Source organism: Lentzea sp. NPDC051838 (assembly GCF_040681245.1).
Classification (GTDB): domain Bacteria; phylum Actinomycetota; class Actinomycetes; order Mycobacteriales; family Pseudonocardiaceae; genus Lentzea.
This window is the reverse complement of sequence record NZ_JBFAYI010000027.1, coordinates 54,626-79,409: the sequence shown is the minus strand read 5'-3', so window position 1 is coordinate 79,409 and position 24,784 is coordinate 54,626. Positions and strand designations below refer to the sequence as shown.

The 24,784-nt window shown below is 66.8% G+C and carries 17 protein-coding genes; 7 read left to right on the top strand and 10 right to left on the bottom strand.

Annotated elements, in window-relative coordinates; translation table 11 throughout:
- Positions 1 to 9: 9 nt before the first annotated feature.
- From AB0M24_RS37400 to AB0M24_RS37380, 5 genes are all read left to right on the top strand, one after another.
- The gene (locus AB0M24_RS37400; RefSeq protein ID WP_363778213.1) at positions 10 to 411 is read left to right on the top strand and encodes a hypothetical protein; all 402 of its coding nucleotides are present in this window, start codon (positions 10 to 12) and stop codon (positions 409 to 411) included.
- Between the two features lie 148 nt (positions 412 to 559).
- Positions 560 to 2,077 (top strand): DUF2397 domain-containing protein, encoded by a 1,518-nt coding sequence (locus AB0M24_RS37395; RefSeq protein ID WP_363778212.1) that lies wholly within the window; start codon positions 560 to 562, stop codon positions 2,075 to 2,077.
- Complete coding sequence (locus AB0M24_RS37390; protein ID WP_363778211.1) at positions 2,074 to 3,339, top strand: TIGR02678 family protein; 1,266 nt, start codon at positions 2,074 to 2,076, stop codon at positions 3,337 to 3,339. The genes AB0M24_RS37395 and AB0M24_RS37390 overlap by 4 nt, the downstream gene beginning before the upstream one ends.
- 74 nt (positions 3,340 to 3,413) lie before the next feature.
- Positions 3,414 to 7,520 carry a TIGR02680 family protein gene (locus AB0M24_RS37385; RefSeq protein WP_363778210.1) on the top strand — a complete coding sequence of 1,369 codons (4,107 nt, stop codon included), beginning with the start codon at positions 3,414 to 3,416 and terminating at the stop codon, positions 7,518 to 7,520.
- Positions 7,483 to 8,820 (top strand): TIGR02679 family protein, encoded by a 1,338-nt coding sequence (locus AB0M24_RS37380; RefSeq protein ID WP_363778209.1) that lies wholly within the window; start codon positions 7,483 to 7,485, stop codon positions 8,818 to 8,820. The genes AB0M24_RS37385 and AB0M24_RS37380 overlap by 38 nt, the downstream gene beginning before the upstream one ends.
- Positions 8,821 to 8,935: 115 nt before the next feature.
- Here the strand turns inward: AB0M24_RS37380 and AB0M24_RS37375 are convergent, their stop codons facing one another.
- Positions 8,936 to 10,708 (bottom strand): hypothetical protein, encoded by a 1,773-nt coding sequence (locus AB0M24_RS37375; protein WP_363778208.1) that lies wholly within the window; start codon positions 10,706 to 10,708, stop codon positions 8,936 to 8,938.
- A gap of 50 nt (positions 10,709 to 10,758) precedes the next feature.
- Here AB0M24_RS37375 and AB0M24_RS37370 point away from each other — a divergent pair, with 50 nt between their 5' ends.
- Positions 10,759 to 11,181, top strand: coding sequence for a hypothetical protein (locus AB0M24_RS37370; RefSeq protein ID WP_363778207.1), 423 nt, complete (start codon positions 10,759 to 10,761; stop codon positions 11,179 to 11,181).
- Between the two features lie 298 nt (positions 11,182 to 11,479).
- Here AB0M24_RS37370 and AB0M24_RS37365 read toward each other — a convergent pair whose 3' ends face one another.
- The 3 genes from AB0M24_RS37365 to AB0M24_RS37355 all read right to left on the bottom strand — a co-directional run bounded on the left by AB0M24_RS37365 (position 11,480) and on the right by AB0M24_RS37355 (position 15,784).
- A complete protein-coding gene (locus tag AB0M24_RS37365; RefSeq protein WP_363778206.1) occupies positions 11,480 to 12,067 on the bottom strand; it encodes a hypothetical protein in 588 nt (195 codons plus the stop codon).
- 199 nt (positions 12,068 to 12,266) lie between these two features.
- Positions 12,267 to 13,703, bottom strand: a complete 1,437-nt coding sequence (locus AB0M24_RS37360) for a hypothetical protein (RefSeq protein ID WP_363778205.1) — start codon at positions 13,701 to 13,703, stop codon at positions 12,267 to 12,269.
- Positions 13,700 to 15,784: a BTAD domain-containing putative transcriptional regulator gene (locus AB0M24_RS37355; protein WP_363778204.1), complete on the bottom strand. Its 2,085-nt coding sequence runs from the start codon at positions 15,782 to 15,784 to the stop codon at positions 13,700 to 13,702. The genes AB0M24_RS37360 and AB0M24_RS37355 overlap by 4 nt, the downstream gene beginning before the upstream one ends.
- 110 nt (positions 15,785 to 15,894) lie before the next feature.
- Between AB0M24_RS37355 and AB0M24_RS37350 the strand changes: the two genes are divergently transcribed.
- Complete coding sequence (locus AB0M24_RS37350; protein WP_363778203.1) at positions 15,895 to 17,955, top strand: tetratricopeptide repeat protein; 2,061 nt, start codon at positions 15,895 to 15,897, stop codon at positions 17,953 to 17,955.
- Here AB0M24_RS37350 and AB0M24_RS37345 read toward each other — a convergent pair.
- The 6 genes from AB0M24_RS37345 to AB0M24_RS37320 form a co-directional block, all read right to left on the bottom strand.
- Entirely contained in the window at positions 17,945 to 19,138 is a 1,194-nt protein-coding gene (locus AB0M24_RS37345; RefSeq protein WP_363778202.1) for a hypothetical protein, read from the bottom strand. The two genes, AB0M24_RS37350 and AB0M24_RS37345, sit on opposite strands and share 11 nt — an antisense overlap.
- Before the next feature lie 1,006 nt (positions 19,139 to 20,144).
- The gene (locus AB0M24_RS37340) at positions 20,145 to 21,260 is read right to left on the bottom strand and encodes a histidine kinase (protein ID WP_363778201.1); all 1,116 of its coding nucleotides are present in this window, start codon (positions 21,258 to 21,260) and stop codon (positions 20,145 to 20,147) included.
- Complete coding sequence (locus tag AB0M24_RS37335) at positions 21,257 to 21,910, bottom strand: response regulator transcription factor (RefSeq protein WP_363778200.1); 654 nt, start codon at positions 21,908 to 21,910, stop codon at positions 21,257 to 21,259. Before AB0M24_RS37335 ends, AB0M24_RS37340 begins: the two co-directional genes overlap by 4 nt.
- Positions 21,911 to 22,034: 124 nt before the next feature.
- Complete coding sequence (locus tag AB0M24_RS37330) at positions 22,035 to 23,195, bottom strand: heparan-alpha-glucosaminide N-acetyltransferase domain-containing protein (RefSeq protein WP_363778199.1); 1,161 nt, start codon at positions 23,193 to 23,195, stop codon at positions 22,035 to 22,037.
- A gap of 130 nt (positions 23,196 to 23,325) precedes the next feature.
- Complete coding sequence (locus tag AB0M24_RS37325) at positions 23,326 to 23,619, bottom strand: hypothetical protein (protein WP_363778198.1); 294 nt, start codon at positions 23,617 to 23,619, stop codon at positions 23,326 to 23,328.
- 40 nt (positions 23,620 to 23,659) lie between these two features.
- On the bottom strand, positions 23,660 to 24,694 hold the full coding sequence (locus tag AB0M24_RS37320) for a sporulation protein (protein ID WP_363778197.1): 1,035 nt from the start codon (positions 24,692 to 24,694) through the stop codon (positions 23,660 to 23,662).
- Positions 24,695 to 24,784: the final 90 nt, after the last annotated feature.

Below are 24,784 nucleotides of genomic sequence, written 5' to 3'. Positions count from 1 at the left end.
GGTGGGAGCATGTCCTTCGCGCGAAGTGCCGAACCGCTCTTCGGCGACTCGGACACCTACCCCTTGATCGAGCACATCGCGAACCAGCGGTCACTCGTGATCTACGCCAGCGCTGGCGTCACGATCGACCGGACCGGGATGTCGTGGCTCGACATGGTGGAGAAACTGCTCAGAGAGCACAAGGACAACGCCGACGGTCCGGATTTCGGGCCGCCCCGTGCCACGCAGTGCGGCTTCCTTCGAAACGAGACGCGGCCGCTGGGCGAAGCCTGGACTCACGTCGTGCCCGCCACCGCGCCGCAGGCGGCCTCGCCCGCTGCTGGCGCATCAGGTCCTGTACTCGCCGGGGTTCTTGCTCGCACGCGGGTCCAAGACCCGCTGGGCGGGCTACTGACCGTGCGGCGCCGCTGATGGGAAGGTGATGTCATCCGGGCGGTCCGTGTTACCGGGCCGCCGCTCGCACTTAAGAGTAGGAGCGGGGGAATTACCTGACCAGGAAGTCGCTCTCTCGTGTTACGTACGTCGTGGCCCAAACGATGATGTCTTGGGGGAGGGCTGAATGGAGCGCATCGACGGAAGCTGTCCTGACGAGTCGGCCGGGCGCACGCGGTTGTTCGTGTACCTGACCACAGATCTGGCCGCCGAGTATCGCGCGATCATGGATCTGTTCACGGGTCCGCTGCTGGCGGACCTGTCGGCAGCGGAGGTGGCGCAGCAGCTCGGCGAGCGAGGTCGTTCGCTGTCTGTGGACGAGGCGACTGATCGCTGTGAGCAGCTCCATCGCTGGGGCAATCTCGTACGCGGTGTTCGTGATGCTCGTGTGCCAACCGTGCGGGACTTTCTTCGATCACGCAACCGATATCAGGCGTCTAAGCTGGGCGGCCGCGTGCATCGTGACGCGGAAGCGGTTCTCGCGGCTGGCGAGGGTGCTCAGGAGGTGGCGCGGGAGTTGCTCGGTGCCACCGTGGAAGCACTCGACCGCATTGCCGAGCGCCTCCGCGGCCCTTCTCCTGATCCTGAAGCGCTCGCGGGCGATATCACGACAGTGTTCAACAACCAGAGGGTGTTCAACGAGAGCGTCCGGGACTTTTACGCCTACCTCAACGCGGTGCTCTCCCGATATGACCTCGTCGGCGAGGAATATCGGCGCTTCAAGGAGTTGCTGCTGGAGTACATCGATCTGATCACGGCGGACGTCTCGCGGCACGCTCCCGCTGTCGCGGCGCGGTGTGAACGCCTGCTACCGCATCTGGATCGGATCCTGGGGATGCTGAGCAGCCTGCCCGCGTTGATCATGCCGGACGGCACGCCTGCTGACCGTCTTCCCGGACGCGACAGGGCTGACTGGGAACAGCTGCACGCCTGGTACAGCGGTGAAGACGGGCGTTCGGGACCGGACACGCTGAGAGCCGCGGCGGACCAGGCTCTGCGACAGTTGCTGACCAACGCGAAGCGGATGCTCGCGGCCGCAGGAACCGGTGTGAGCAGGCGGACCGACCTCCTCAAGCTGGCAGGTTGGTTCGACAAGGCCGGCCACGGCGAGGCGCACCGGCTGTTCGCGGCGACGTTCGGAACATATCCAGCGCGACATCTGTTCGGTGGACCGGAGGAGCTCGGTGTTCGCGACGGTGTGAACACCTCGTGGTGGGACGCGGCTTCTGTCGACGTGCCGGTGAGCCTGCGTGATCGCGGTGATCGCACGGCGCGGGGGCGGACATCGCCGGTTCCCGATCCCGGTCTGGACCAGGAACGACTGTTGCAGGACGCTGAGCAAGAGGCACGCGCTCGTCGAGTCGCAGCTGACGAACTCGTCGCGGCCGGAACGCTCGACGGTGCTCATGTCAGCCCGGCGGCCAGGGATCTGCTTCTCGCGTTGCTAGGTGCGTTGCTGGCCAAGAACCAGGAACTTCTCGCCCCTGTGGTGGAGTCGGACAGCGACCTCGACTTGGAGATCCGTGCGGACAGTTCTTTCGGCGGCAGCACCCGCATTCATGCCAGCGACGGTTCGGTGATCGTGCACGGTCTCCGGCTCACCGCGAGAAGGCACACGATCGCCGAATCGGGGAGGACGGCGTGAGCCGAGCGTCAACGGGCACTGACGAGCACGACGCGAGCGACCGCCGAACCGCGGCGAGAGCGTTGCTGATGAAGCCGATCATCACGGCCGCAAGGCATCCCGAACAGCTGGCGCTGATCCGCAGGCATGCTCCGCAGCTCAAGAGGACGTTTGCCACCACCCTCGGCTACCAGCTCGTCGTCGAGTCGACTTTCGCTCGCCTTCTCAAGACACCGCTGAGTCAGGACACCGTCGTCCGACCGGCACTCGCGCACAACGGGAAACCGTTCACACCGCGCACCTACACGTGTCTGGCTTTGGTCTGCGCGAGTCTTCTCGCCTCGAACACTGCGGACCAGGTGCTGATGAGTTCATTGGTGGAGCAGGTCCGTGCGGATGCCGTCACCGCCGGGATCACAGTCGACGATACTTTCGCGGAAAGCCGAGAGCTCGTGCGAGCGATCGGAATCCTCGTCGAGTGGGGTGTGCTCACCGAGACAGACGGCTCCATCTCTGGTTGGGAGACGAGACAGGATGAGGCGCTCCTCGACGTCCACCGCCCGTTGCTGCCCCACTTGCTGTCGCGATCGTTAATGGACGTGCCGGCTCCCGATCCTCTGCTCGACGGCTCGCACGTGGACCCCTCCGAACAAGAGCAACCGCGCCGCAGCCTTCGCCGCAAGCTGGTGGAGAACCCGCTCGTGCGCCGTGAGGATCTGACCGAGGCTGAGCGCGACGTGCTGTCGCGCGAGCGGCGTGAACTGACCAGGATCCTCGACGAGTCGTTCGGGTTGACGTTGGAGGCCCGTGCGGAAGGCCTGCTCGCTTATGACACAGAAGAAAAGGTCAGCGATGTCGCCTTCCCAGGCGTGGGAACGGTGGCACACGCGGCCCTGTTGCTGACGAACGCACTTGCCGACGACATGAAGGCGACCGCGACCTGCACGGCGACGGTCGGTGATCACACCGTACCTGGTGTCTGGGTGCCGTGGGCCGTCTTGGAGTCGAACATCGAGCTGCTCATCGAGCAGTACGGCAGCACTTTCGGCAAGCAGTACGCCACCGATCCCGCGCTGCTCAAGACGGAGACAGTCCGGTTGCTGGAGTCACTGAGCCTTGTCGTCGTCGCGGACGGCGGGTTGGTGCTGCATCCCGCATCAGCTCGATTTCGGCCCGAACCCCACCGGGCTCCCGCTCGAACTCGCGCGATGCGCAGACTCGAAGACACGCACACGGGTGTCTTGTTCCCTGAGGTTCCGGATGAGCACCAGGAGTTCCTGTGACGGATAGCGACACCCTGGCCCCTGCTTCGCCGAAGCATCATCCACACCGGTGGCGACTGTCACGAGCAGGCATCGTGAACGTTTGGTATTACTACGACACCGTCTTCGAGTTCGCCGGTGGGCGGATGATCCTGCGTGGTACCAACGGTTCGGGCAAGAGTCGCGCCCTGGAGATGCTGCTGCCCTTCGTACTGGATGCCGATCGGCGCAAGATGGACGCGACCGGCTCTGGCAAGGTCCGCCTTGAGGATCTGATGCGCCACGGCGCCCAAGGACAAACGAACAGGCTTGGCTATCTGTGGCTGGAGCTGAGCCGCGAGACCAACGATTCCGTTCCTGAACATCTGACCGCCGGTGTGCTCGTGCGGTTCTCGGCGAGCACGGGGGAGGCCAAGCCCTGGTACTTCACCACACCTCTGCGCGTCGGCGACGGTCTGCGGCTGATGGACGATCGGCGGCAGCCGCTGTCACGGGAGCTGCTGGGGCAAGCGATCGGTGCCGATCGGATCACCGACAAACCCGACTCCCACCGGGAGAGGATCGCCTCTGAGGTGTTCGGACTGACCGGAAGTACCGGCAGGGAACGCTACTCGGGCCTGCTGCAGTTGCTGCACACGCTGCGGGCCCCTGACGTCGGCAACCGCATCGACGAGGGAAATCTGCCCAAGATCCTCTCCGATGCGCTCCCTCCGCTGTCGGAGAACACTCTTCGCGAAGCAGGCGAACGCCTCGACTCCCTGTCCGACTCACGGGAGGAGCAACGCAGGCTCCTCGAAGCCGTCGAGCAGATCGACACCTTTCTCACTGTCTACAGCCGGTACACCGCGAGAGCATTGTCCGACACGGCAGAGGAAGTCGGCACGGCAGCGGCGCATGCGGTCGAACTTGCGACACTTGAGCGCAAGGCTGGTCAGACGCACGCCGATCTTGTGCGGGGACACCTGCAGGTCCGCCAGAAGCACGGTGAGGCGATTAAGCGTGAAGCAGAATTGCGGTCGACCATCGATGGGATCAAAGAGCTTCCTGCCTACCAGGCCGGTTTGGACATTGAGAACCTGGCGGGGATGGTTGACTCGCTGGCACGTGCCGCACACAGCGATCTCAAGAACGCGGCAACCAGGCGAGAAGCGGAGGCTGACGGCACACGGCGGGCCGACGAACAGGCCAGCGACCTCCGTCGCGAAGCCGAGTTCGCCGCGGCTTCCTTGTCTGAGACCAGACGTGTCCTAGGCCAGGCGGGGATGCCGGTCGGCGTTCTTCCGCAGACTGTCGACGTCGGGCTTGTTCCTCCACCGGAGGTGCGCGAAGACGTCCGTTGTTCACTGCTTGACGGCACAGAGGACCTCCTCCGGCCAGTTCCTGCCCAGCTGCACATCATTCCGGAACCGCTCGATGAGACGGCACGAGCAGTTCGTGACATAGGTCAGGCCGCGGTCAGGCGCGCCCGCGAAGCGGGCAACCGCAGCAAGGACGCGGCGCGACTCGATGCCCGCGGCGAGAAGGTCGCAATAGCCGAGGAGAACGCCGAGGAACTCAGCGGCCGCGCAGAGGCTGAGGCTGAACGTGCGATCGAGGAAGCAGACAAGCGCGACGGCGAGGCACGGGCACTTGCGGCCTCGTGGCGGCGGTGGACCGTGGACGAGCGCACCCTCGCCGTGATCGGTGAGCTTCACTGGCGGCACACCGCGGCCGGTGAGCTGCTGGTTGACGCGGACGCCCTCGTCGGGGATCAGAGCACCGATGACGATCTCGATCAGCTGGCCGGGGTAGCGGACCTCGCCGCTGATCCGGCACGCACCAGGATCGCTGACCGGAAAGCCGAGCTGCGACAGGAACAACGATGGGACAATGAGGCTCGCGCAGCTCTCATTGCCGAGCAGGAAGGGTTGCTGGCTCAACGTGATCCGGAACCACCGACGGCTCCGTGGACTCGCGGTGGCCCGCCCGGATCAGCTCCACTGTGGAGCTTGGTGGAGTTCTCGGACGATCTGGCATCGGCGGACCGCGCCGGAGTGGAAGCCGCGTTGCTCGCGGCAGGACTTCTGTCCGCTGCTGTGACTGCGGACGGCGCAGTCCGAGCCGAAGATGGTCAAGTTCTGCTGACGACGCGGGCTTCTGTTGAGGTCAGGCCGTTGACCGAGGTGTTGCGCTGGGACCCCGCGAGCGCTTTGCCGGAACACGTTGTCAAGGAGGTGTTGTCGAGAGTCGGGTTCGGATCTGGTCACCACACCTGGGTCGCTGCGGACGGCCGCTGGCAGGCAGGCCTGATGCAGGGCAAGCACCACGTGGACACCGCACGCTTCATCGGCGCGAGCGCCCGTGCGGCTGCCCGAGTCGAGCGGCTGGGCCAGATCGAGGACGAACTGGCAGACCTCACCCGACGCAAGGACCAACGTGCGCTCAAGCGAGACGAGTTGACCCTGTATGCGGAAGAACTGGAAGGCCTTGTGCGTTCAGCGCCAACAACGGTCGATCTTGCTCGTGCTCGACTGGCTGCCCGGTTCGCTGCGGAAGCGGCGGCGCGATCGCAGAAGATCGCTGTCGCGGCACTGGAAGAAGCCCGACGTGAGCGCGAGCGACTGGTGGCCGATCGGCGAGTGCATCAGGAACATTGTGTCCGGCTGGGACTTCCTGCCGGTGAGTCCGGCCTGAACGAGATAACCGAGGCCGCAAAGCAGGCCGATGTCGCCTGCACGAGACTCGCTGAGCGACTCGACGTGATGCACCGCGGTCGCCGCAAACACACCGCCATGCTCAACGACCTCAGTGAAATAAGGGCTGCTCGCCAGGCCACCGAACTCATGGCGGAGGAGTCGTGGCGTCATTGGCACAGTGAGAACAACAAGTTCTCAACTGTGCGGCAAGCGCTTGGTGACGAAGCCGAGGAAGTTCGCGAGCAGTTGCGTGCGGCAGAACGAGAGCACCGCACGGTCCGCGAGTCGATCGCAGCTCTATCCAGCGATGAGCGCAGGCTGGACAAGGAGGCTGGGAACGCGGAATCCCGGTTTGAGTCGGCACATCTCGAAACCGTGAAGGCCATCGAGACGACGCGGACCGCACTCACGCTTCTCGTTGAACAGGTGTCCCTGCCTGGGGTCGCTGAGGCGGCGACCAGTGGATCACAGGTAGATCTGATCGCACTCTGCACCATGTCCGGAACATTCACGGCCTCTGCGGCAAACGACGTCGCAGACGTGGTGCAGCAGGCCATCGGTCGGACAACGCAGCCTGTCGAGGAGAACGGGTTGATGCGCTCTCTGCGCGCTGTAGGCAACGACCTGGCCAACACGTTCGACCTCACACCCACGAAGCAAAGCGGAATTTGGTTGGTGGATCTGACCGACTCCACAGGCCGCGACCCGGTGGCTGTCGCAGCGGCACGGCTCAGGGAACAGGCGGAGCGCGCCGCTGACGCGCTCACCGAACGGGAACACACCGTGTTCACCGAATTCATCATCAGTGGTGTCGGTGAGGAACTGCGTCGCCGGCTGGGACAGGCAGATGGGCTCGTGCGCGCCATGAACTCGAGCCTCAGCGACATCCGTACCAGTCACGGCATCGGCGTTCGGTTGCGCTGGGAACTGGTCGAACCGTCCGGCAGCCCGATCGGCCGCATTCGCGACCTCGTCAAGGAGAGCGGAGCGGTCCGTTCTGCAGAGCACACCGAGGAACTCATCCGGCTGCTCAAGGACCGGGTGGACGAGAGCTACAAGAACGACGCCGACGCCGGCTACAGCGAGCATCTGCGCACAGCACTGGACTATCGTCAGTGGCACCGCGTTGAGGTGTCCATTCTCGGGCCTGCGCCCGGCCAGGTGCGTAAGATCAGCAGGCGAGCCAAGCTCTCGCAGGGCGAGACCCGCTTCGTTTCCTACGTGTCGCTCTTCGCCGCCGCCGACGCTTACCTATCCGGGTTGCCTGACACCGACCAGGCGTTGCGGCTCATCCTTCTGGACGACGCCTTCGCCAAAGTCGACGACCCCACCATCGGGGAGCTGATGGGACTGCTCGTGCGCATGGACGTCGACTTCTGCATGACTGGGCACGCGTTGTGGGGCTCGTATCCGCAGGTCCCCAGCGTCGACATCTACGAAGTTCGGCGGGCGCCAGGAACAGCGGCTGCTGCCACCCACGTGCATTGGGATGGCCGCACGAAGCACTACCTTCGGTCGGCCGGGTAGGTCTGCGGTGGAGAGGATTCCCGAGGCTGCCCGCGCCTACCTGGACACGCCCGGCCTGGGCGCTCTGTGGCACAAGATCCGGCAACGCCTGGAACGCAACGGCCTTGCTGTCAACGGATCTGTTGTCGTCGAGTTGGACTACCAGGCGGCTGAGGACTTGTCGGGCTTGCTCGGTCGCTCCGTTCAACCTGGGCGCGTCAGCGTGCGCCTCGTTGAACTGGATGCTGTTCTCCGCGCATCAGCGGTCGCTCACGGTCTCGTCACCGTCATCGCGGAACTGACTGGTGGCCAGCTCACCGATCGCAAAGCAGAAGGACGAGCACGCCAGGCGGCAAAGCTGGATCTGTGGGCTCGCTGGGAGGAAGCCCTCGCGGAGTCAGGTCTGGACGCGAGCCCTTGGGTGCACGAGTGGCAGAACGGTGTTCGGCGCGCCGGTCTCCTCAGCAGGGCCGGCGGCGAGGCCGAGACCGTGATCCAGCAAACCGCGGCAGTCTTGCGAACGATGGCGGCCGCCATGCCACTTACCTCCCAGCAATCTGCCGCCATGCCAGAGGCTTTGCCGATCGCACCGACGTTCGAGTTGGCAGAGCTGGCCAGCCTGGCATGTGCGGACGCGCACGCCCTGGACGACGGCAGGATCACCGCAGCGCTTGTGCTGAGAGCGATCGCCGCCGCGACGGGCGAAGCTGTTCCTTCCACCGCCGCAGGACGAAGAGAGCTGTGGGCGATGGTCGGCGTTGTGCCCGACACCGTCTCGGGCACAGTCCTGACGTGGGCCGTACGTCCCCCTGGAGATCATCCGTGGGCGGTGATGATGAGGACGCGCGCCGACCTCGGCTTGGTCACCCACGTCACGCTGCAAGAATGGCATGCCTCCGCTGACCGCTCGTGGGCTTCGCCCGGCGACGTGGTCTTCGTCTGCGAGAATCCCCAGGTACTGCAAGCGGCAGCACGTGCACGAGCCACACGTCCGCTGCTGTGCACATCTGGAAATCCGGCAGCGGTGGCGCTTCTCGCGGTCGACCGGCTGATCGCCGCAGGAGTCGAGGTGCGGTACCACGGTGACTTCGACACCAGCGGCGTGCGCATCGCCGCACGGTTGTTCGACCGAGGAGCGCATCCGTGGCGTTTCGGGGCTGACGATTACACGCTGTCGCTTCAGGGATCTGGACTTTCGCTCACCGGTGCTGTACCCGAAACGCCGTGGAGTCCTGGTTTGGAGGCAGCGATGCGTTCACATCAGGTTGCCGTTCACGAAGAAGCCCTACTTGGTGTGCTGCTCGCCGATCTAAGCCGTTGAGCTGGAAGACATGCTTGCGCGTGCTTGCCCAGGTTGAGACACCACACCCGCCGTGCAGAATCGTCTCATGTGGACGTTATTGGGGACGTGATCGTCCTGGTGCCCGTCGAGCGGATCACCCGTCCCTCGGAGTCAGCAGTCCCACGGCCCCGGCGAACGCGCGGAGCTGTTCTTCGGCGATGTGAGCAGCTTCGGGGCCGCGCAACGTTCCGTCAGATCGCGGGTGGAGCCCAAGCACCGTGAACTGGGCCGGTGACGTCAGCTGGGGGAGTTCACTGAACCGTCCTCGCAGGAGATCGTCTGCCGCTGTGAGCAGGTCGGAGTCCCATTTTTCGGCACCTGCGTCGAAGTCGATCCTGTCATCGACCAGAACGCCGTCCTCGGCCAGCAGGTCCAGATTCAGTTCCAGCTCGCTCCTGCCGTCGATCAGTCTCATCTGCCGGGTCACCGGGTCGTACGAAGCGCGGACGCAATGCTCGCCCCGTCGCAGCAACGACTCCTCGATGCCCCCTTCCCACTCCGAAGTCCCCAGTTCGGTCCAGCCTCCTGCCGACAACGTGATCGTCAGGTGCTCCAAGACACCGTCCGAGTAGTCAGCGCCAAATCCGTCGCCGTAGAGCTGCTGGAAGGACTCCGTCCCATGCGCATCAGCGATCTCCGCCGCGTGTCCCGCGGTCACGACGTGCGTGAGCAAGGCGGAAGCCTCGAAGAAGTCAGCATCAGGACAGCCGTTCCGGCGGCACCACTCGTCGCCGGGGCAAGACAAGGAGATCCGATGCACGGACTCGACGGCGTCGGTGTCCGGGGATCGGGTCGCCACGAGCAGATAGCTGTGCAGGGGGACCGGCACGCCGAGCAGTCCGTCGCTGTCGTTCAGCGCACCGCCGTAGACGTAGACGAGCAGGCCGCTGTGGTCTTCGTCCGCCCAGCCGGCGATAGCAGCGCGTGTGATCGATGTCGTGGCCGCAGTCTCACCGGGAGCCCAGCATTTGAGCGACCATTGTGGGCTGTACCTCCAGTCGCCCGCGTTCACCACCGCGTTGGCGACGACTTCCGGATCGCCGTCGACGACGGGCAAGCCGCCCAGGCACTCGACGGTGGCGAGCATTTCGCTGGCCACCCCGCAGTCCTCGGTCGCGGGCACAGGTCGTGGCGGCTCGGTTGACCACCACCGGACGTGCTCCGGCACCAAGGCTTCATTGGCGGACGCATCGAGTGTGATCGGACCGGTGGACACGCCCTCCCCCGTCAGGCCAAGAAGGGCGAACAGCGCGCACTCCCATTCGCCGACACCGCCTGGTGTCATCGGCAGCTCAGGGCGTTCTTCCCAGGACTCGGGAAGGACCACCGTCACTTCACCGAGTTCGGGCAGCGCCGCCACCACCAGGCGGCGGACAGCTACCCGAACGGCGGCATCCGCGGCAGGTTCAACAGGAAGAGGCTTGAGGTCAGGGCCGATGCGTGGAATCCAAGCAGGTCGCCGTTCTTGCCTGCGGCGGATTCGCGTGACCTGGTCGAGCAATTCATCCTTGGTGGGATACGAACGCAGGAAGCCGTCGGCAGCCGGTCGAACGAGCCGTTCGAGTTCGGGCTTGCGGAGCTGTTCGGCGTCCTCTGGCAGGTCGATGAACACCTCGGGAACGGCCTGCTGGGCTATACGTGCCTGTACCGCTGCGGTGAACTTCGCCCGGAAGTCTCCCCGCGTGGTTACGAAGGCCTTCTCCGCTGCGTCCATGTCGACGCTTTCCCCGACGAGGGTGTTCATCATCATTATCAACAGGTCGTTTTGACCGAAGGCGCCGAACATGTGTGTGAGGGTATCGGCTAGTGAGACGACCTGGCAGTGTTTGTGTGGATGCAAACGATGCGTTCTGTCGCACCGGAGCACAACCGCGGCTGAGGATCAAGAAGAAGCCCCTTGAACTCACGACCGTCCCCGTGGTTGTGCCGATCGTGGTGACCCTGGAACGCCTGGACCCACTGGCGGCCAATCTTCTTGGCGCACAAGGCGAAGGCCCGGACACCGAACGCCCCGTGTCCTGGATGGTGGGATTGGCCGACCTGCTCATGGTGGCTGACGTCCTGCCGAGTCCTGAGGAGTTCTTCGCTTATGCTGAGATGCGTGCGCGGCTGGCCACGTCGCCTGGCATCTCCGCGTGCACCGAAGCGGATGTCCTCGGCTTTTGGTGCGCGAAGCGAATCGATCTCAGCGAGTCTTCCTCACCAGCAAAGGTGTTTCCCAGTTTTCCGACGATCGGTCATGAGTCGCACGACCTCAACCGGTACTACACTGCGGTGACCGTCGCGGCCGGAGCTGTACGTGCCTTTCCAGAAGAACCACCTCTGCCACTGCCCTCATGACCGGCCAGCGGGCTGCCTGCCGCCGTGCTCCAGGCGATCTCGACTAAGAACGATCCTAAGTGGGCATCCGTGCGAGGAGCCTTGAAGTGCGTGTCGACGCCCGGAGACTCGCGCAAGGCGCGTCGGCGGGCCCGTCAGACCGGAGACGGGATCGTCATGCCTACTGGTCTCGTGGTTGGCGTCGCGCTTCACGAAGCCCAGCAACCGGTCGTGAGCCTCCGCCTTGCCCCAGAACCGGCAAAGGCACTCGGCTGACGGAGTGCGATTGAGCCCAGCGCAGCCGGAGCGCGCCTTGCTCTCAGCGGCGGGTCGTCGTCTTCTGGTGAGTCTGCTGGGCGTTGTCGTCGGCGGAAGTGCGCCGAATCGGACCGGGAGGCTGAGTCCGGATGGCGGCCGCGACGTGGGCGCGAAGGTAGGCGGTCAGCATGGCGTGGTAGTCAATGGCGGCGTCGTGCTGACCGTAGCGCGGATCGACAAGCTGCCGAACTTCTCCGCCGGGCAGCAGCCTGATCACCGAGCTGAAGAACGCGACGTTGTCCAGCTTCTCGTCGTTGTTGGGATGGATCAGCGCATTGCGGATCTCGCGCAGACTGGGCAGCACGTCCTCGAACGCGCGCTGCGCGTCGAGCAGCTCCTGGGGCTGGCCGAAGACCTTGATGATCGACTTACCGACGTCGTTCAGCCGGGCCAGTTCGAAGATGTAGTAGTCGAGGTCGTTGCCATCGTCCCCAGTCAGGTCGATCACCTCGTGGGGGGTGCCGGAAAGCAGCCTCGGTGCGTTGTCCGCGCGGTCGAGGATGCGTTCGCGCTGACGGACGATGCCCGCACCGATGCGGCGCAAGGCTTCGAGGAACCTGCTCGCCGCCTTGTCATAGTCCTTGGCCATGGTGGCAGGCTACCTGCGGAGGACATGGCGAGCTGCTCATTTTCGCCAGAGGCACGCGATCGAGGTGATTTCGCGCGATCATGTTGCCGTCGTGTGTGCCATTTTCCTTACTGTGTAAAGCTTTCGGGCAAAGCAGGGTGGACTCGTGTGTCGAGGTGGCCGGCTCGCGTCTGAGGTTGTTGCCGGGCAACGAGATCGTCTACTCCGGGGCCTTCTTCGCGCGCTCGGGCAACAGAGAGAGCAGGTGTTCGGTGACCGAGGCGATCCGTCGGCGCAGGCCCTGCTCGTCGGCGTCGAGGCGGCTGATTTGCAGTTCCTGCAACGCACCTGCCCACATCCGCACCGCCTCCGTGCGCGGAGCGCGAAGGGACTCAAGCAGGTCGACGAGATGATGTGCCCGTTGCACCGGCGGAAGCCTGTAGTTCGTCAGGGCGGGTTGAGCGCTCGGCTCGGGAAACCGGGCGAAGTGCTGCGCGATAGCTGCGTACACGTCCTCGTCGCCAGGAACTTTCAGCGACAACGACACCGCCAAGGGATGGAGCACGCCGGAGCGGTCCTCGTTCAGCGCCGCGGTACAGCGCTGAACGAACGGCTTGCCCAGGAGGTCGTGCAGCACGTAGATGACTTCGATGCCGTGCGTTCCGGCCAACGTCTCGTTCGCCACGCGGTCGACGAGGTCTTTGATCTCACCGACGGCCAGCAGTTCGGGTCGTTGCCGGACGAGCTCCAGCGCCATGCGGAGCCCGGAGCCGCCGTTCCGCAGCCGATCCGCCACCACGTCGCTGGTCCACTCGACCGGAGAGTTCACAGCGGTGTCCTCCAACAGGAGCTGTTCCGACACCGCCTGATCGAGCCACACCTGGACCGAGGGGAACATATGGGCGCGGATCTCCGCTGTGGTGCGTGCGGCCAGCCGGACCGCCGGCGAGAGATCATCAGTGAGGAACCCGATGATGGCCAGGTCGGCGTCCTTGTCCGGCCGTCGCGGGCACAGCGCGCGCAACCCGTTGACGACTGCTTCGCGTGCGGCCGGATCAGGGTGCGCGCGCCACTTGCCGTCCAGCAGTTCGGCACGGGCCAGGTCGTGGCCCGTCCACCCGAGCAACTGGGCGTTCGAACGGTCGGGGCGAGAGGTGAAGCGGTCGATCAGCACTCGCACATCGTTCTCGTCGAAGTGGCGCAGAGGCATGCAGTCCGATGACTCGATCGCACGGCCGTTCCGCACGATGCGATCGCGCAGTGCGGTCACGCTGCGGTCCGGAGCTGCTTCGTACAGCAGGTTACCGGCGCCGTTCGGATCGGGCTCGTCCGCGACTGCCTTTTCCAGGCGGACGAGGCCGTCCTCGCCGCACAACGCCATCGCCTGCCAGATCTCGCGCGCGGGATGGCCCAGCACCCCCAGTCGGTCGATCATGCGGACCGTCCTGGCCAAGTCGACACCCGGTATCCGCACCAGCACCTTGGCCATCGCGACGGGGGTGAGGAGACCGATCGCGGCCAAGCGGATCACACGTTCGATCGTCTCGGGCGGGGTCGTTCCCACCCCGCTCTCCACGAGCAGAGATGTGTACCACCCGAGGTCGTCGGACTCGGCGGCCCGGCGCGCGAGCCTGTCGGTGAAGCGGCGTTCGGTCACGTCGGCAGTTGCTCCAGCTCCGAGGCGAAGAGGAAGGTCGCCTCCCATTCGGGACGGTGCAGTCCGTGATCCAGCCAGTGGTCGATCTCGTTGTCGGGCAACGTGATCAGCCTGTGGGCAGCCAGGTATTCGTGCACCGTGGGGTGGACCCAGGTGATCGGGCTCTCCCAGGACGAGTACGGGTCGCCGCCCAATCGCACCAGCAACCCGTGGATCGTGACCAGCTCGGCTGTGCGGGTCCACCCCGGCAGGCCATCGAGCTTCGTCGCGAGGAGTCTTTCGCACTCCTCGTCGTCCACCGCGTCCCGCCACGTCGCGCCGTCGGTGGACATGTGCCACGCGAGTTGCTCGAGCGCGTGCCGCGTCTGTTTCTGTCGCAGCGGATCCTGCCGGGTGGTGCTGCTGATCGTCGTGCGTTCGCCCTGCTTCCACCACGAAGCGATGAACCGCCGCAGGACCTGCTCGTAGAGCCCTACGCGAGTTCGAGCGGTCGGTACCACTTCGGCGACCCACGCGCAAAACGCCGCGATCAGCGGGACGCGGATGTGCTCGGCGAGCGGGCTGCCTGGGTTCAGGAGCGGGAGCAAGCGATCTTCGGGGAAGTCCTCCTCTCGATGCGCGAACCAGTTCCGCCACAGTTCGAGAACCTGGCCGGAGGTGAGGGCGCCCAGCGAGAGGTGGTGCACGGGCACCTGCCTGCGGTCAGCCGCCCGCTGACGGGTCCGAAACGGGTTGCGGTAGCCGACCGGCCGGCTCGTCACCACGACCCGCAGGTGCCGGCCGGCATCGACCCGCTCGGCCAGCCACGAGAGCACGGCCGACGACTCGTCCTGGGCGTCGCTGTCGAAGAGCTCGTCCAATGCGTCGACCAGAACGTGGAGGTGACCCTCGTCCACCGTCATCCCGCGAACGAGAGATGCGCGCAGACTCGGGCTGATCGCCTCGGGGCTGTTGGCCACGATCTCGCTCGCCGCGCGGATCACCTGATCCGCGCGGTCACTCGAGTCGCGGGCCGAGACCAGCGAGCTCGCGTGTGTCCACAGTGGTATCTCCACGGCCATGGGGTCGGCTCCCGCGCGCAACGCCGCGATCGCCCGGTCGCACAGTTCGACGCCGTGTGCGCGCAGCTGCCAGGTCTTGCCGTACCCGGCGTCACCCAGCACCACGACCAGCCGCGCGAGCTCCACCGCGTCCGCCCACGACTGGTCTCCGCGCACGAGCTCCCTTCGGCGACGGTGAGAACCGCGGTCGGACGATGAACCCGCGGACGGGTCGCTGTCCGCACGGACGGAACGCTCGCTGAACGTCGCCGCGATGTTTTCACCGGGATGCCAGCGCATCGCACGACTCAACGCGGACCGCAGCGCCCACAGGTACGTGAGTAGTTCCTCGGTGCGCACGACCGGAGGCATAGCACCGAACCACGGGCCCGCGTCCGGCAGCTCGGCGATCTCGTCGACGCGGCCGACGGACGTCAGCACGTAGGCGGCCAAGTCCCGTAACGGCCGGTGCCCGGGGTTCGTCCTGCTCAGCTCTACGAGCTCGTCGACAACCTCGTGCTCACGCCCTTTGACCACGCTCAGCCGCAACCGCTGGTAGCGCACGTCGCGGTGCTGCGTGTTCAGCTTGATGCGCCACTCGTCGATCTTGCCACCGCTCATGTCGCCGAACGGCGTCCCGGTCCACTGCTCCAGGCAGTCGTCGAGGAGTGTCTCCGCGTCCTCGGCTCCGTCCTGAACCGAACGCAGAGCGACCTCGGCGGCGTCGGAGAAGCGGTGGACGTCGACGCGCCGACGGTCGAACACCAGGTAGTCGTACTTGCCGGAGACGGAGACCAAACCGATGCCCGGCACCCTGGACAACGCCGACCGGAGCCGGGAGATCGTGCTGGTCACCGTGCGCGCGGACGGCGTGTACTCCCAGACCTGCCGGACCAGGTCAGCCCGCTTGATCTGCTCGTCCTTCGACGACCTGAGAAGTACGACCAGCATCCGGCGGTGGAGCTCGCCCACCAGCCCGACCGGCACACCCCCTGATATGAGCTCCACCTGCTTGAAGAGGGCGATGTCGTAGTCGTCCAACCAGGGCACCTCCGGCTGCGCACAAACGGCCCCCTCTTCCCGGGGCGGTACACGGGCCTGGGAAGTGCGGCCAGACTCAGGAGGGTACCCACCACGTGATCGGAGGCAGGATGGAGATCTCTGAGCACTCGTCGAGCGAGAGCGTCAACTGCGCTACCGCGAGCGTGATCGGCACAGTGGTGCAGGCGCACGTCGTCAACGGTGGGCTTCACCTGCATCCCGCTCCGGCCGCGGCACCACCGCGGCAACTTCCCTCTGCTCCCGCTCGGCTCGTCGGTCGCGATGTCGAGTTGGGGGCGATGGACGACGCCGCGGCCGAGACGTCGCTGCTCGTTCTAACCGGTCCCGCAGGCGTGGGCAAGAGCGCGCTGGCGCTGACGTGGTCGCACCGCGTCCGCGCGGAGTTTCCCGACGGCCAGCTGTTCAGCGATCTGCAGGGGTGCACCGGTGGACGGACGAGCTCGGCCAAGGGGATGCTCGGCCGGTTCCTGCGCGCCCTGGGAGTAGCACCCGACGCCGTGCCGGCAGACCTGGCCGAGCAGGGCGCTCTGTTCCGCTCATTGACGACCGATCGCCGGATCCTGGTGGTGGTGGACAACGCCACGGCCGCGCGCGACGTCTCGGCGCTCCTGCCAGGACCACCGCACACGCTGGTCGTGGTCACCAGCAGGCACAGGCTGCCGGGTCTGGTGGCACGCGGAGCCAGGGGCGTTGAGGTGGCGCCGCTCCCTCACCGCGCCGGGTTCGACCTCGTGGCCAGCGTGCTGGGAGAGAACAGGGTCGCGGTGGAGCCGACCGCGATCGATTCGGTGGTGCGAGCGTGTGCGGGCCTGCCCCTGGCGTTGTGGCTGGCCGCAGCGCAGCTGGCAAGCCGGCCGCTGAGCTTGGCCGCCGACCTGGCCGCGCGCCTGACCGGCAGTCCCGGACCGCTCGACTCACTCGAGGTCGAGGACCTGTCGGTTCGAGCGGCGCTCGACCTGTCCTACGAGAACCTGCACCCGGTCGCGGCTCGCGCACTTGCGCTGGTGAGCGGATATCCCGGTCCGGACTTCACCGTCGCGGTCGCGGCTGCGGCCGCCCAGCTTGAACTTGGCGAGGCCGAACGCTCCCTCACCGTGCTGAGCGACGTGCACCTGGTGGAGGAGTTGGGGCGTGATCGGTTCCGCCTGCACGACCTGATCCGGCTGCACGCGCGCGAGCGCGCCGAGCGCTGCTGGGGCGTCGTCGAACGGGACGCGGCGGACCTGCGGATGGCGCGGTGGTACCTCGCGGCCGCTCTGGCCGCCGACAAGGTGGTCATGCCGACGCGCCGTCGGCTGGAAGCGATGGGCAGCTCTCCCGCACCCGTCCCCGCCTTTTCCGCCCCTGGCATCGCACTCGACTGGGCGGAGGCGAACCTGCCCCACTTCCTCGCCGCTGTCCGGCGGCACGCGGCCGAGTCGCTGGGCTACCGGATCGTGGAGGCGCTGTGGAGCCTCTTCCTCTACCGGAAGCACTACACCGCGTGGCTGGCCAGCCATGAACTCGTGGTCGGCACCGCCAAAGCCCAGGGCGACGTGCTCGCGGAGACGCTGCTGCTCAACCATCTGGGGCTGGGGTTTCACGGCGTCGGCCGGCTCGCAGACGCCGGCGACGTCTTCACCCGTGCACTGGGTCTGCACCGCGCCGCAGGGGACCGGGTCGGCGAGGCGACCGCGCTCAACAGCCTGGGGCTGGTTCTGCTGGGTGGAGGGTCACTCCTCGAGGCTGCCGAGCATTTCCGGCTCGCGCTGGACCTGCAGGTCGAACTCGGTCAGCTCCGGGGAGAAGCTCTGACCAGGCTGAACCTCGCGACCACCGCGCTAGCTCGCGGCGAGACGAGCCTCCCGGAGCCGCATCTGCGGCGCTCCGAGTCGATCTTCAGGTCGATCGGTGATCACTACAACGTCGCCCGCGTCGAGATGGAATCGGCGGCGCTCGCCGTTCGAGCGGGCCAGGTGGCTGCGGCCCGTGAGCTGCTCGACTCAGCGCTGACCGCCATGTCGTCGCTGAAGGCCGACAAGGAGCTCGCCCGGATCCATCGAGCTCTCGCCGACCTCGCCGTGCAGTCCGGCGACGTGATCTCCGCACGACGGCATCTCGACGCGGTGGCCCAGCACGAGAGCTGCCTGTCCCCGCCCCTTACCGGCTGAGCAGGCTCGGGATCGTCAGACCGGGCAGCCTGGCCGGCACGCCTGGTTCAGGCACGCCGAGCACCGAGTGCACTTCTCGCCGCAGGTCGGCGGCGAAATGGCCGACGCGCGAGCTCAGGTGAGCCTTCTCCGAGGCGTACCGGGCGACGACCTCGGGCCGTGCCGCCGAGATCAGTTGTTCTTCCAGCGCCCGGTCCGCGGTGAGCGGCGGGACGAGGCCGCCCAGGGTGGCGCGGGCTGTTCCAAGCGCGACCTCGTCATGCGCGAACCCGGCGGTGAGCAGAGTCGCATCGGTGAGGGTCGCGTAGTGCAACACCGAGCCGTGGTCGCCGATCACCCAGTCGGCGGCGATGAGCGGCACGACCCAGTCCTGGTCGGCGGGCACCACGCGCAGCCCTGCTTCGAACGACGTGCGCAGTGCGACGTCCAGCTGCGACCCGAAGACGTGCCGAAGATGCGGGTGCAGCACCGCGACCACGCGATAGCCCTCTGCGGGCAGCTCCGTCGTGAGGCGGTACAGGAGCTCCGGCCGGTCGAGCCATAAGCAACTCCGGCCGGCGGTCGACGTGACCACCACGAGCCGTGCACCAGTCGGGATGTCGAGCTGCCGGCGGTAGTGCTCGCGCTGGTGCAGATGCGCGCTGATCTGGTCCACCACAGGGTCGCCGAACACCCTCGCCTGTGCGCGCAGCACCGGATCGAGTGCTGCGAGGTCGTTGTCGTGGGACAGCACCGTGCGGGACGCCACGGTCCTGCCGTCCCTGATCATCCGTTCCGGGCTCAACCCATGCCGATGGCGTGGCATTTCGGCGCCCGCACCAGCCCGTCTGGGCGTGGCCTTCTCGTGCAGTGCGCCGTGCGACAGCTTGACCACGGGCATCCGCAGCTTGTCCAACCCGCCCCACGCCGCGGCCAGGGCGATGTCGAAGTGACCTTGCACCTCATCGACCAGGCGCGACCACTTGATCGTCTCGATGCCCCGCTCCGCCAGGAACTGGCGTACGCCGCTGTTGTAGTCGTCGGGCGGAACGGTGAACGACCACATGATGCGCGGATTGCAGTCCGCCAGCATTTGGTAGATCGGCAGGAGACGGGTGGCACAGGGGATCGTGTGCACGGCGATGAGACCGCGGCGGACGCCATCGACCTCCGGCCGCAGCAGGATCCGGCCACTCGACTTCACCCGGCGCTCCCACCGACGCGCGAAGCTGATCAGAGCCCCGCTGGTGGGTCGAGCTTTGTGCGGCGGTGTCACCCGCGATGTTGACGACGGTGTTGCAGTTGTCGGCCGAGTGTTGCGGATTGCTGTGCTTGCCGTCGTAGTCGGTGATGCTGTCCTGGCCTGGGCGAATGACAGCTTGTCACGAGTATGGCAAAGGCTCATGGTCGCGAAGCGATGCCGTCACCTGCACCATGTACAACGTTCGCGGTGGGTCGCCTTCATCGCCTCGACCCTGATCCAGTTGCCGAGCAGGTGGAACCTTCCCGACAGTGCTGGGATGTTCCTTTCCGGCCTTCGGGATCAGCGACTCCTTTACTCGGCCGGTTACACTCAGAGGCGACCTGGAAGAACAGGCCGGAGCACGACGCTCAGTCGTTCCACGACTGGGGGTCAAGGGGTCGCAGGTTCAAATCCTGTCGTCCCGACGGTCGAAAAGGCCCGCTGACAGAGGCATAAAGCCTGTTCAGCGGGTTTTTTCGTTCTCGCCGTCGATCATGCGGTTGATCTTGCGTCGTCTCACAAAGGCGTGCGAGTGACTAACTGAGTGACAACGGTTCTAGCTGGCCCTCGGGAACAGCCGGTCCATCGCCGTTGCACCCTCCTGCATCACGGGCACGATCTGGTGTCGGTAGACCGTCTCCGTCACCGTGGTGCTGCTGTCCGGTGCCATGCGCGTAGACCTCTCCAGAGAGTGACCGAGGGCGATCGTCCCGAAGGGACGGAAGTTCGTCAGAACCGTTGTCAGGCAACGTCTGGCGCGCGCGACGCGCCTACGTACACACACGTACGCGTAGATCGCGAGTGCGCGGGGATACGCGCGTCTGACGTCAACTGACGTCAGGCCCGAGCGTGATCGCGATGCGTGATCGACGTGTCCGCCGGTGCGGCGCAGGATCGGCGACCGTCGATGTACGCCGACTTCGCCGCCACTCAGCTGCTCACCGGCGAACACGGCCGATGAGCGTGGTCATCCGTGTGCTGTGCCGACAGTCGTGATCGGGAGCCGCAGCCGCAGCTGGAAGCCACCGTCGGGCATGGGGCCGGTGTGGAGCTTCCCGCCCAGCAGCGTGGCGCGCTCCTGCAGCCCGACGAGCCCATGCTGCGCGCTGGGCAGGGCGAGGTTCGGGCGGGTGGGCCGGGTGTTGGTGACGGTGACGGTGAGGTCGGTGTCGTCGTGGCTGATCTCGATGGTCGCGCTGGCACCGGGAGCGTGCTTGCGCACGTTGGTGAGCGCTTCCTGGATGGTGCGGTAGATGGCCCGCTGCACGGGTGGTTCTAGCCCTTCCGGCGCGGCGCCGACCAGCCGGGCGTCGATCGCGCTGTTGCCGATGAGGCGTTCGAGATCGGTCAGCGTCGGTTGAGGGGTGAGCTCGGTCGACGGTGTGCCCGAGGCGCGCAGCAGGTTGACCATGTGGCGCAGCTCGTCGAGCGTGTTCACCGACAGCTGCCGCACGTTCCCGGCCGCCTGCTTGGCGTCCGGGTCCGGGGTGCTGACCATGAGCGCGGTCGCCTGCACCGCGATCAGGCTCACCTGGTGGGACACGACGTCGTGCATTTCGCGGGCGAGCTGGTTGCGTTCGCGGGCCAGGATCGCCTCCGCGTCGAGTCGCCGCTCGTGCTCCCGTGCTTGTTTGACCTCTTCCAGCCGCAGCGCCAGCTCCCGCTGTGTGTGCAGGAACTGGCCGAGCAGGATCGGCGCGAGTGCCGTCATCGTGAAGTAGATGACGCCGAGCAGCGCGTAGGAGTCCCACATCGACGGGGCGAGCTCCGAGGTCGGGAAGACGAAGCTGGCGGCGGCGAGGAGCCCGCAGCCCGCGAGCAGCCACCAGTCGCGATAGCGGCTGGAGACCGCGTAGAGAGCGACGATCGCCGGAACGATCGTGCCGGGGAACAGCACCGCCGGCAGGGTCGCCACGAAGGCCGGCAGCGGCCAGCGTTCGCGCATCAGGAGGGCGAGCACGGCGATCGCGATCGTGACGAGCCCGTACGGGTCGTTCTCGGCGATCGTGGTCAGCATTCCCTCGGCCACGGCGACCGCGAGCACCGCGGCGTCGACGAGCCTGGGCGGAACCCTCGTCGTCACGACAGTTCGCCATCGAGCAGGCCTGCCCGCTGCGCCACCAGGGCCGCCTGCACCCTGCTGCCCACGCGGAGTTTGGTGAGGATGGCGCTGACGTGGTCCTTCACCGTGCCGACGCTGACGTGGATCCGGGTGCCGATCTCGGTGTTCGACAGTCCTTCGGCGATCAGCACGAGGACCGTGCGTTCGCGTTCGGTCAGCTGGCCGACCTGCTCGGAGGCCTGCGAGCCCGCGCCGGAACCGAGGTAGCCGTCGACGACGGTGCGGGTGACCTTCGGGGAGAGCACGACGCCGCCGCTGACGAGGGTGCGCACCATCTGGGCGAGCTGTTCGGGCCCGGTGTCCTTGAGGATGAACCCGGCCGCGCCGGTCCGCAGCGCCATGGCGATGTACTCGTCCGAGTCGAACGTCGTCAGCATGGCCACGACCGGCGTCGGCTTGAGGCCTTGCAGCTGCCGCAGGATGGTCAGGCCGTCCACGTCCGGCATCCGGATGTCCAACAGCACGAGGTCGGGCTTGAGCAGACTGATCTCGCGCACCGCTTGCGCGCCGGTGGGTGTGGCGACGACCTCTATGTCTCCGGCCGCCTGGAGGATGAGGCGGAATCCGGTTCGCACGAGCTCTTCGTCGTCCACGACGACCACCCGGATCATGTGACGCTCCTTTGTGGATCCTGCACGCGTGCAGTCTCGCCGAGACCGGCGTGGGAACGCCATCCGGGAGCCGGCGGGTCGGGCCCGGCCGACCGGCGGTTCTGACCAGCCGGTCGGCCGGGGCTCAGCGGATGAACTTCGCCGGCTTCGTGGCGAGGTTGAGCAGGTACTCCAGAGGTCCCTTGCTGAAGAAGCGAGACCAGATGAAGGCGAACGCCATGGCGCCGAAGACGAACATGAGCACCGGTGTCCAGGACGCCTGGGACTCGGACCCTGCGGTCACGCTGGTCACGGAGTCCCCGGAGGACCCCGACATCTGGGACGACAGCAGGAAGTGGCCGACGTAGGCGGTCAGGGACATGGTGCCCACGGCGATGATCGGTGCGGCCAGGCGCTGCAGCAGCGGCAGGCGGTCGATCGCCATCATCGCGAGCACGATCACGGTGATCGCGACGCCGATGCAGCCGATGACGTCGAACGGCATTCCGCTGTGCGGCCCTGAGGTCAGCAACGACCAGGCCGATCCCGTGGTGTCCGGCGGCATCATGTCACTGGCGGGATCACTGGCGCTCCGCATCTCCGCGGCTTCCCGGACGCCGTCGAACAGCAGGGACAGCAGCCAGGAGGTGCCGTAGGCGAACACGGCGAGGGCGGGACCGAACACGGCCAGCCGTTTCCGCACGGCGCCGGAGGACACGTCCAGTCGGCCCAGCGCCATGCCGGCGACGATGAACGCCATCCAGGGAATCGCCGGATAGAAGCCGGTGAGCAGGAGGTCCAGCAGTCCCGCGCCGCCGAGCTGGGCGAGCGGGTCGTAGGCCTTCAGGGCAGCCCTGGCCGGTTCGGTGATCACGGACTTGAGGCCGAAGGCCAGCAGCGGCCCGGCGACGGCGATCCCGGCCGCGATGATCGCGAGCGTCCTGGCGCTCAGCCGCAGCAACGGCATGGCCAGCAGGAAGAAGAGGCCGTAGGAGGCGAGGATCACCACGTCGCCGTAGAACGTGATCATCACGGTGCCCAGGACGAGCAGGACAACGGCCCGGATCGCGATCCTGGCCTTCGCCTGCCGCCCGGCCACACCGGTCTTCGGTTCGAGGCGGCCCGCGATCAGCATCAGTGAGAACCCGGCGAGCGTGGCGAACAGGGCCGACGAACGGCCCTCCGTCGCGTGGCGCACCCAGGCGCCGACACCGGTCGCGTTGTCCGTCGAGGGGCCGAGGTGCACGACGTACATGCCGAACACGGCCAGCGCGCGGGCCAGGTCCACCCCGACCAGGCGTCCCATCGAGGGAGTGGGTTCTGCTGTCGTTCTGGGCTGGGGAGGCGATGTCTCCGGCGCAGCTGAGGTGTCCTGCGGTGGTGGCATCTGTGTCATGCGGTGACTTTGCTGGTGCGGTGGGTGACGGAACCATCCGTCAGGTTGGGGTGCGGACCCCGCCACCCGGCCGGACCTTTCGGGCCGACCGGGTCCGTCCACTGTGGTTCAGGAACGGCCGATCACCCTGGCGGCGAGGCGGAAACTCTGTCGTGGGGTGACGTTCGGCAGGTAGGCACGGCTGACCGCGTTGGCGATGCGGGGGCAGCGCGTCCAGGTAGGCCATGTACATCGGCCGGTAGGACGGCTGGAACTTCGCCTTGAACGCGAACAGGGAGCGGAACCCGTAGACCGGTTCCATCACCTGTCCGGTGAGGTCCAGTGGGCTGAGCATCCGTTCCTCGGCGGTTCGCGGATCTCGTTGTGCCGCCGGGTCATCCCTCGTCGTCGCCGAAGAACTCGTCGGCCATGCTGCTGATCGCCATGCCGCCGAGCACACCGCCCGCGGCACCGGCCGCACCGGCGGCGAGCATGCCGCCCATGCCCGCCCCGCGCCGCTGACCCTGGTGGTGGTTGTAGTCGTCGTGGTCGTAGCCGCCGCGACCGTGACCGGGCTGACCGCCGAAGGCGGGATTGTGGCCGCCGAACGCCGGGTTGTGGGCGGCACCGCCGAACGCGGGGTTCGGCCGGCCGCGCTCGGCGACCTGCGTGAGCCAGCCGCTGATGGCCGCGGCCCAGTCGGTGACCTGTGCCTCCTGGTGCGAGAGCTTGAGATGGCCGAACGTGTCGCCACCGGACGAGAACCCGTCGCGGCGCCGGTCGGCCTCCAGGATCACGTGCAGCTCGTGCGCGGTGGCCACGAAGGTCAGCTCGACCTGGTTCACCCTGCCCGCGAACTGGGCCGGCGGGAAGAACTCGAGCTCCTGGTAGAAGCCGAGCTCGTGCGGCACACCGGGCAGGCGCCCTACCTCGACGTCGGCGCCGCGGAACGAGAACCCGAGCTGCCCGAACGCGTCCAGCACCTTGTTCTGCGACGGCAGCGGACCGACCAGCACCGGGTCCAGGTCACCCTTGTCCGGGGCGCCCGCGACGACCAGTTCGGTGCGGACACCGACGCTCATTCCGGGCAGGGCCGCGCCGCCGACCGCGGTGATCGGCGTCTCCCACGGCACCGGCAGCTGGAACGGGATCGAGACCAGCTGACCCGCGGGCACCCGCAGACCCTGCTGCACGACCATCCGGAAGAACTCCGCGACGTTGCCGTGCTCGTCGCCGCCGAAGCCGCCGCGCTCGACCTCGACCTGGGTGACCAGCGACAGCACGACCTGGCCGATCTCGGCGTCCGAGCTGCCGCCCTGGACGCGGACCTGTCCGGTGATCGGCTGGCCGGGCACGGCGTGCGGTGAGTCGAGCACGGTGTCGACGGACGGGCCGCCGATGCCGAAGGCGCTCAGCATTCGACTGAACATGCGAAGGTCTCCTCTTCGGACGGATGGAATCAGTTCTGGTGCAACGTTGTTCAGGCGTCGGAAGGCCGTCGCGCTGCCGGCCTGAACGTG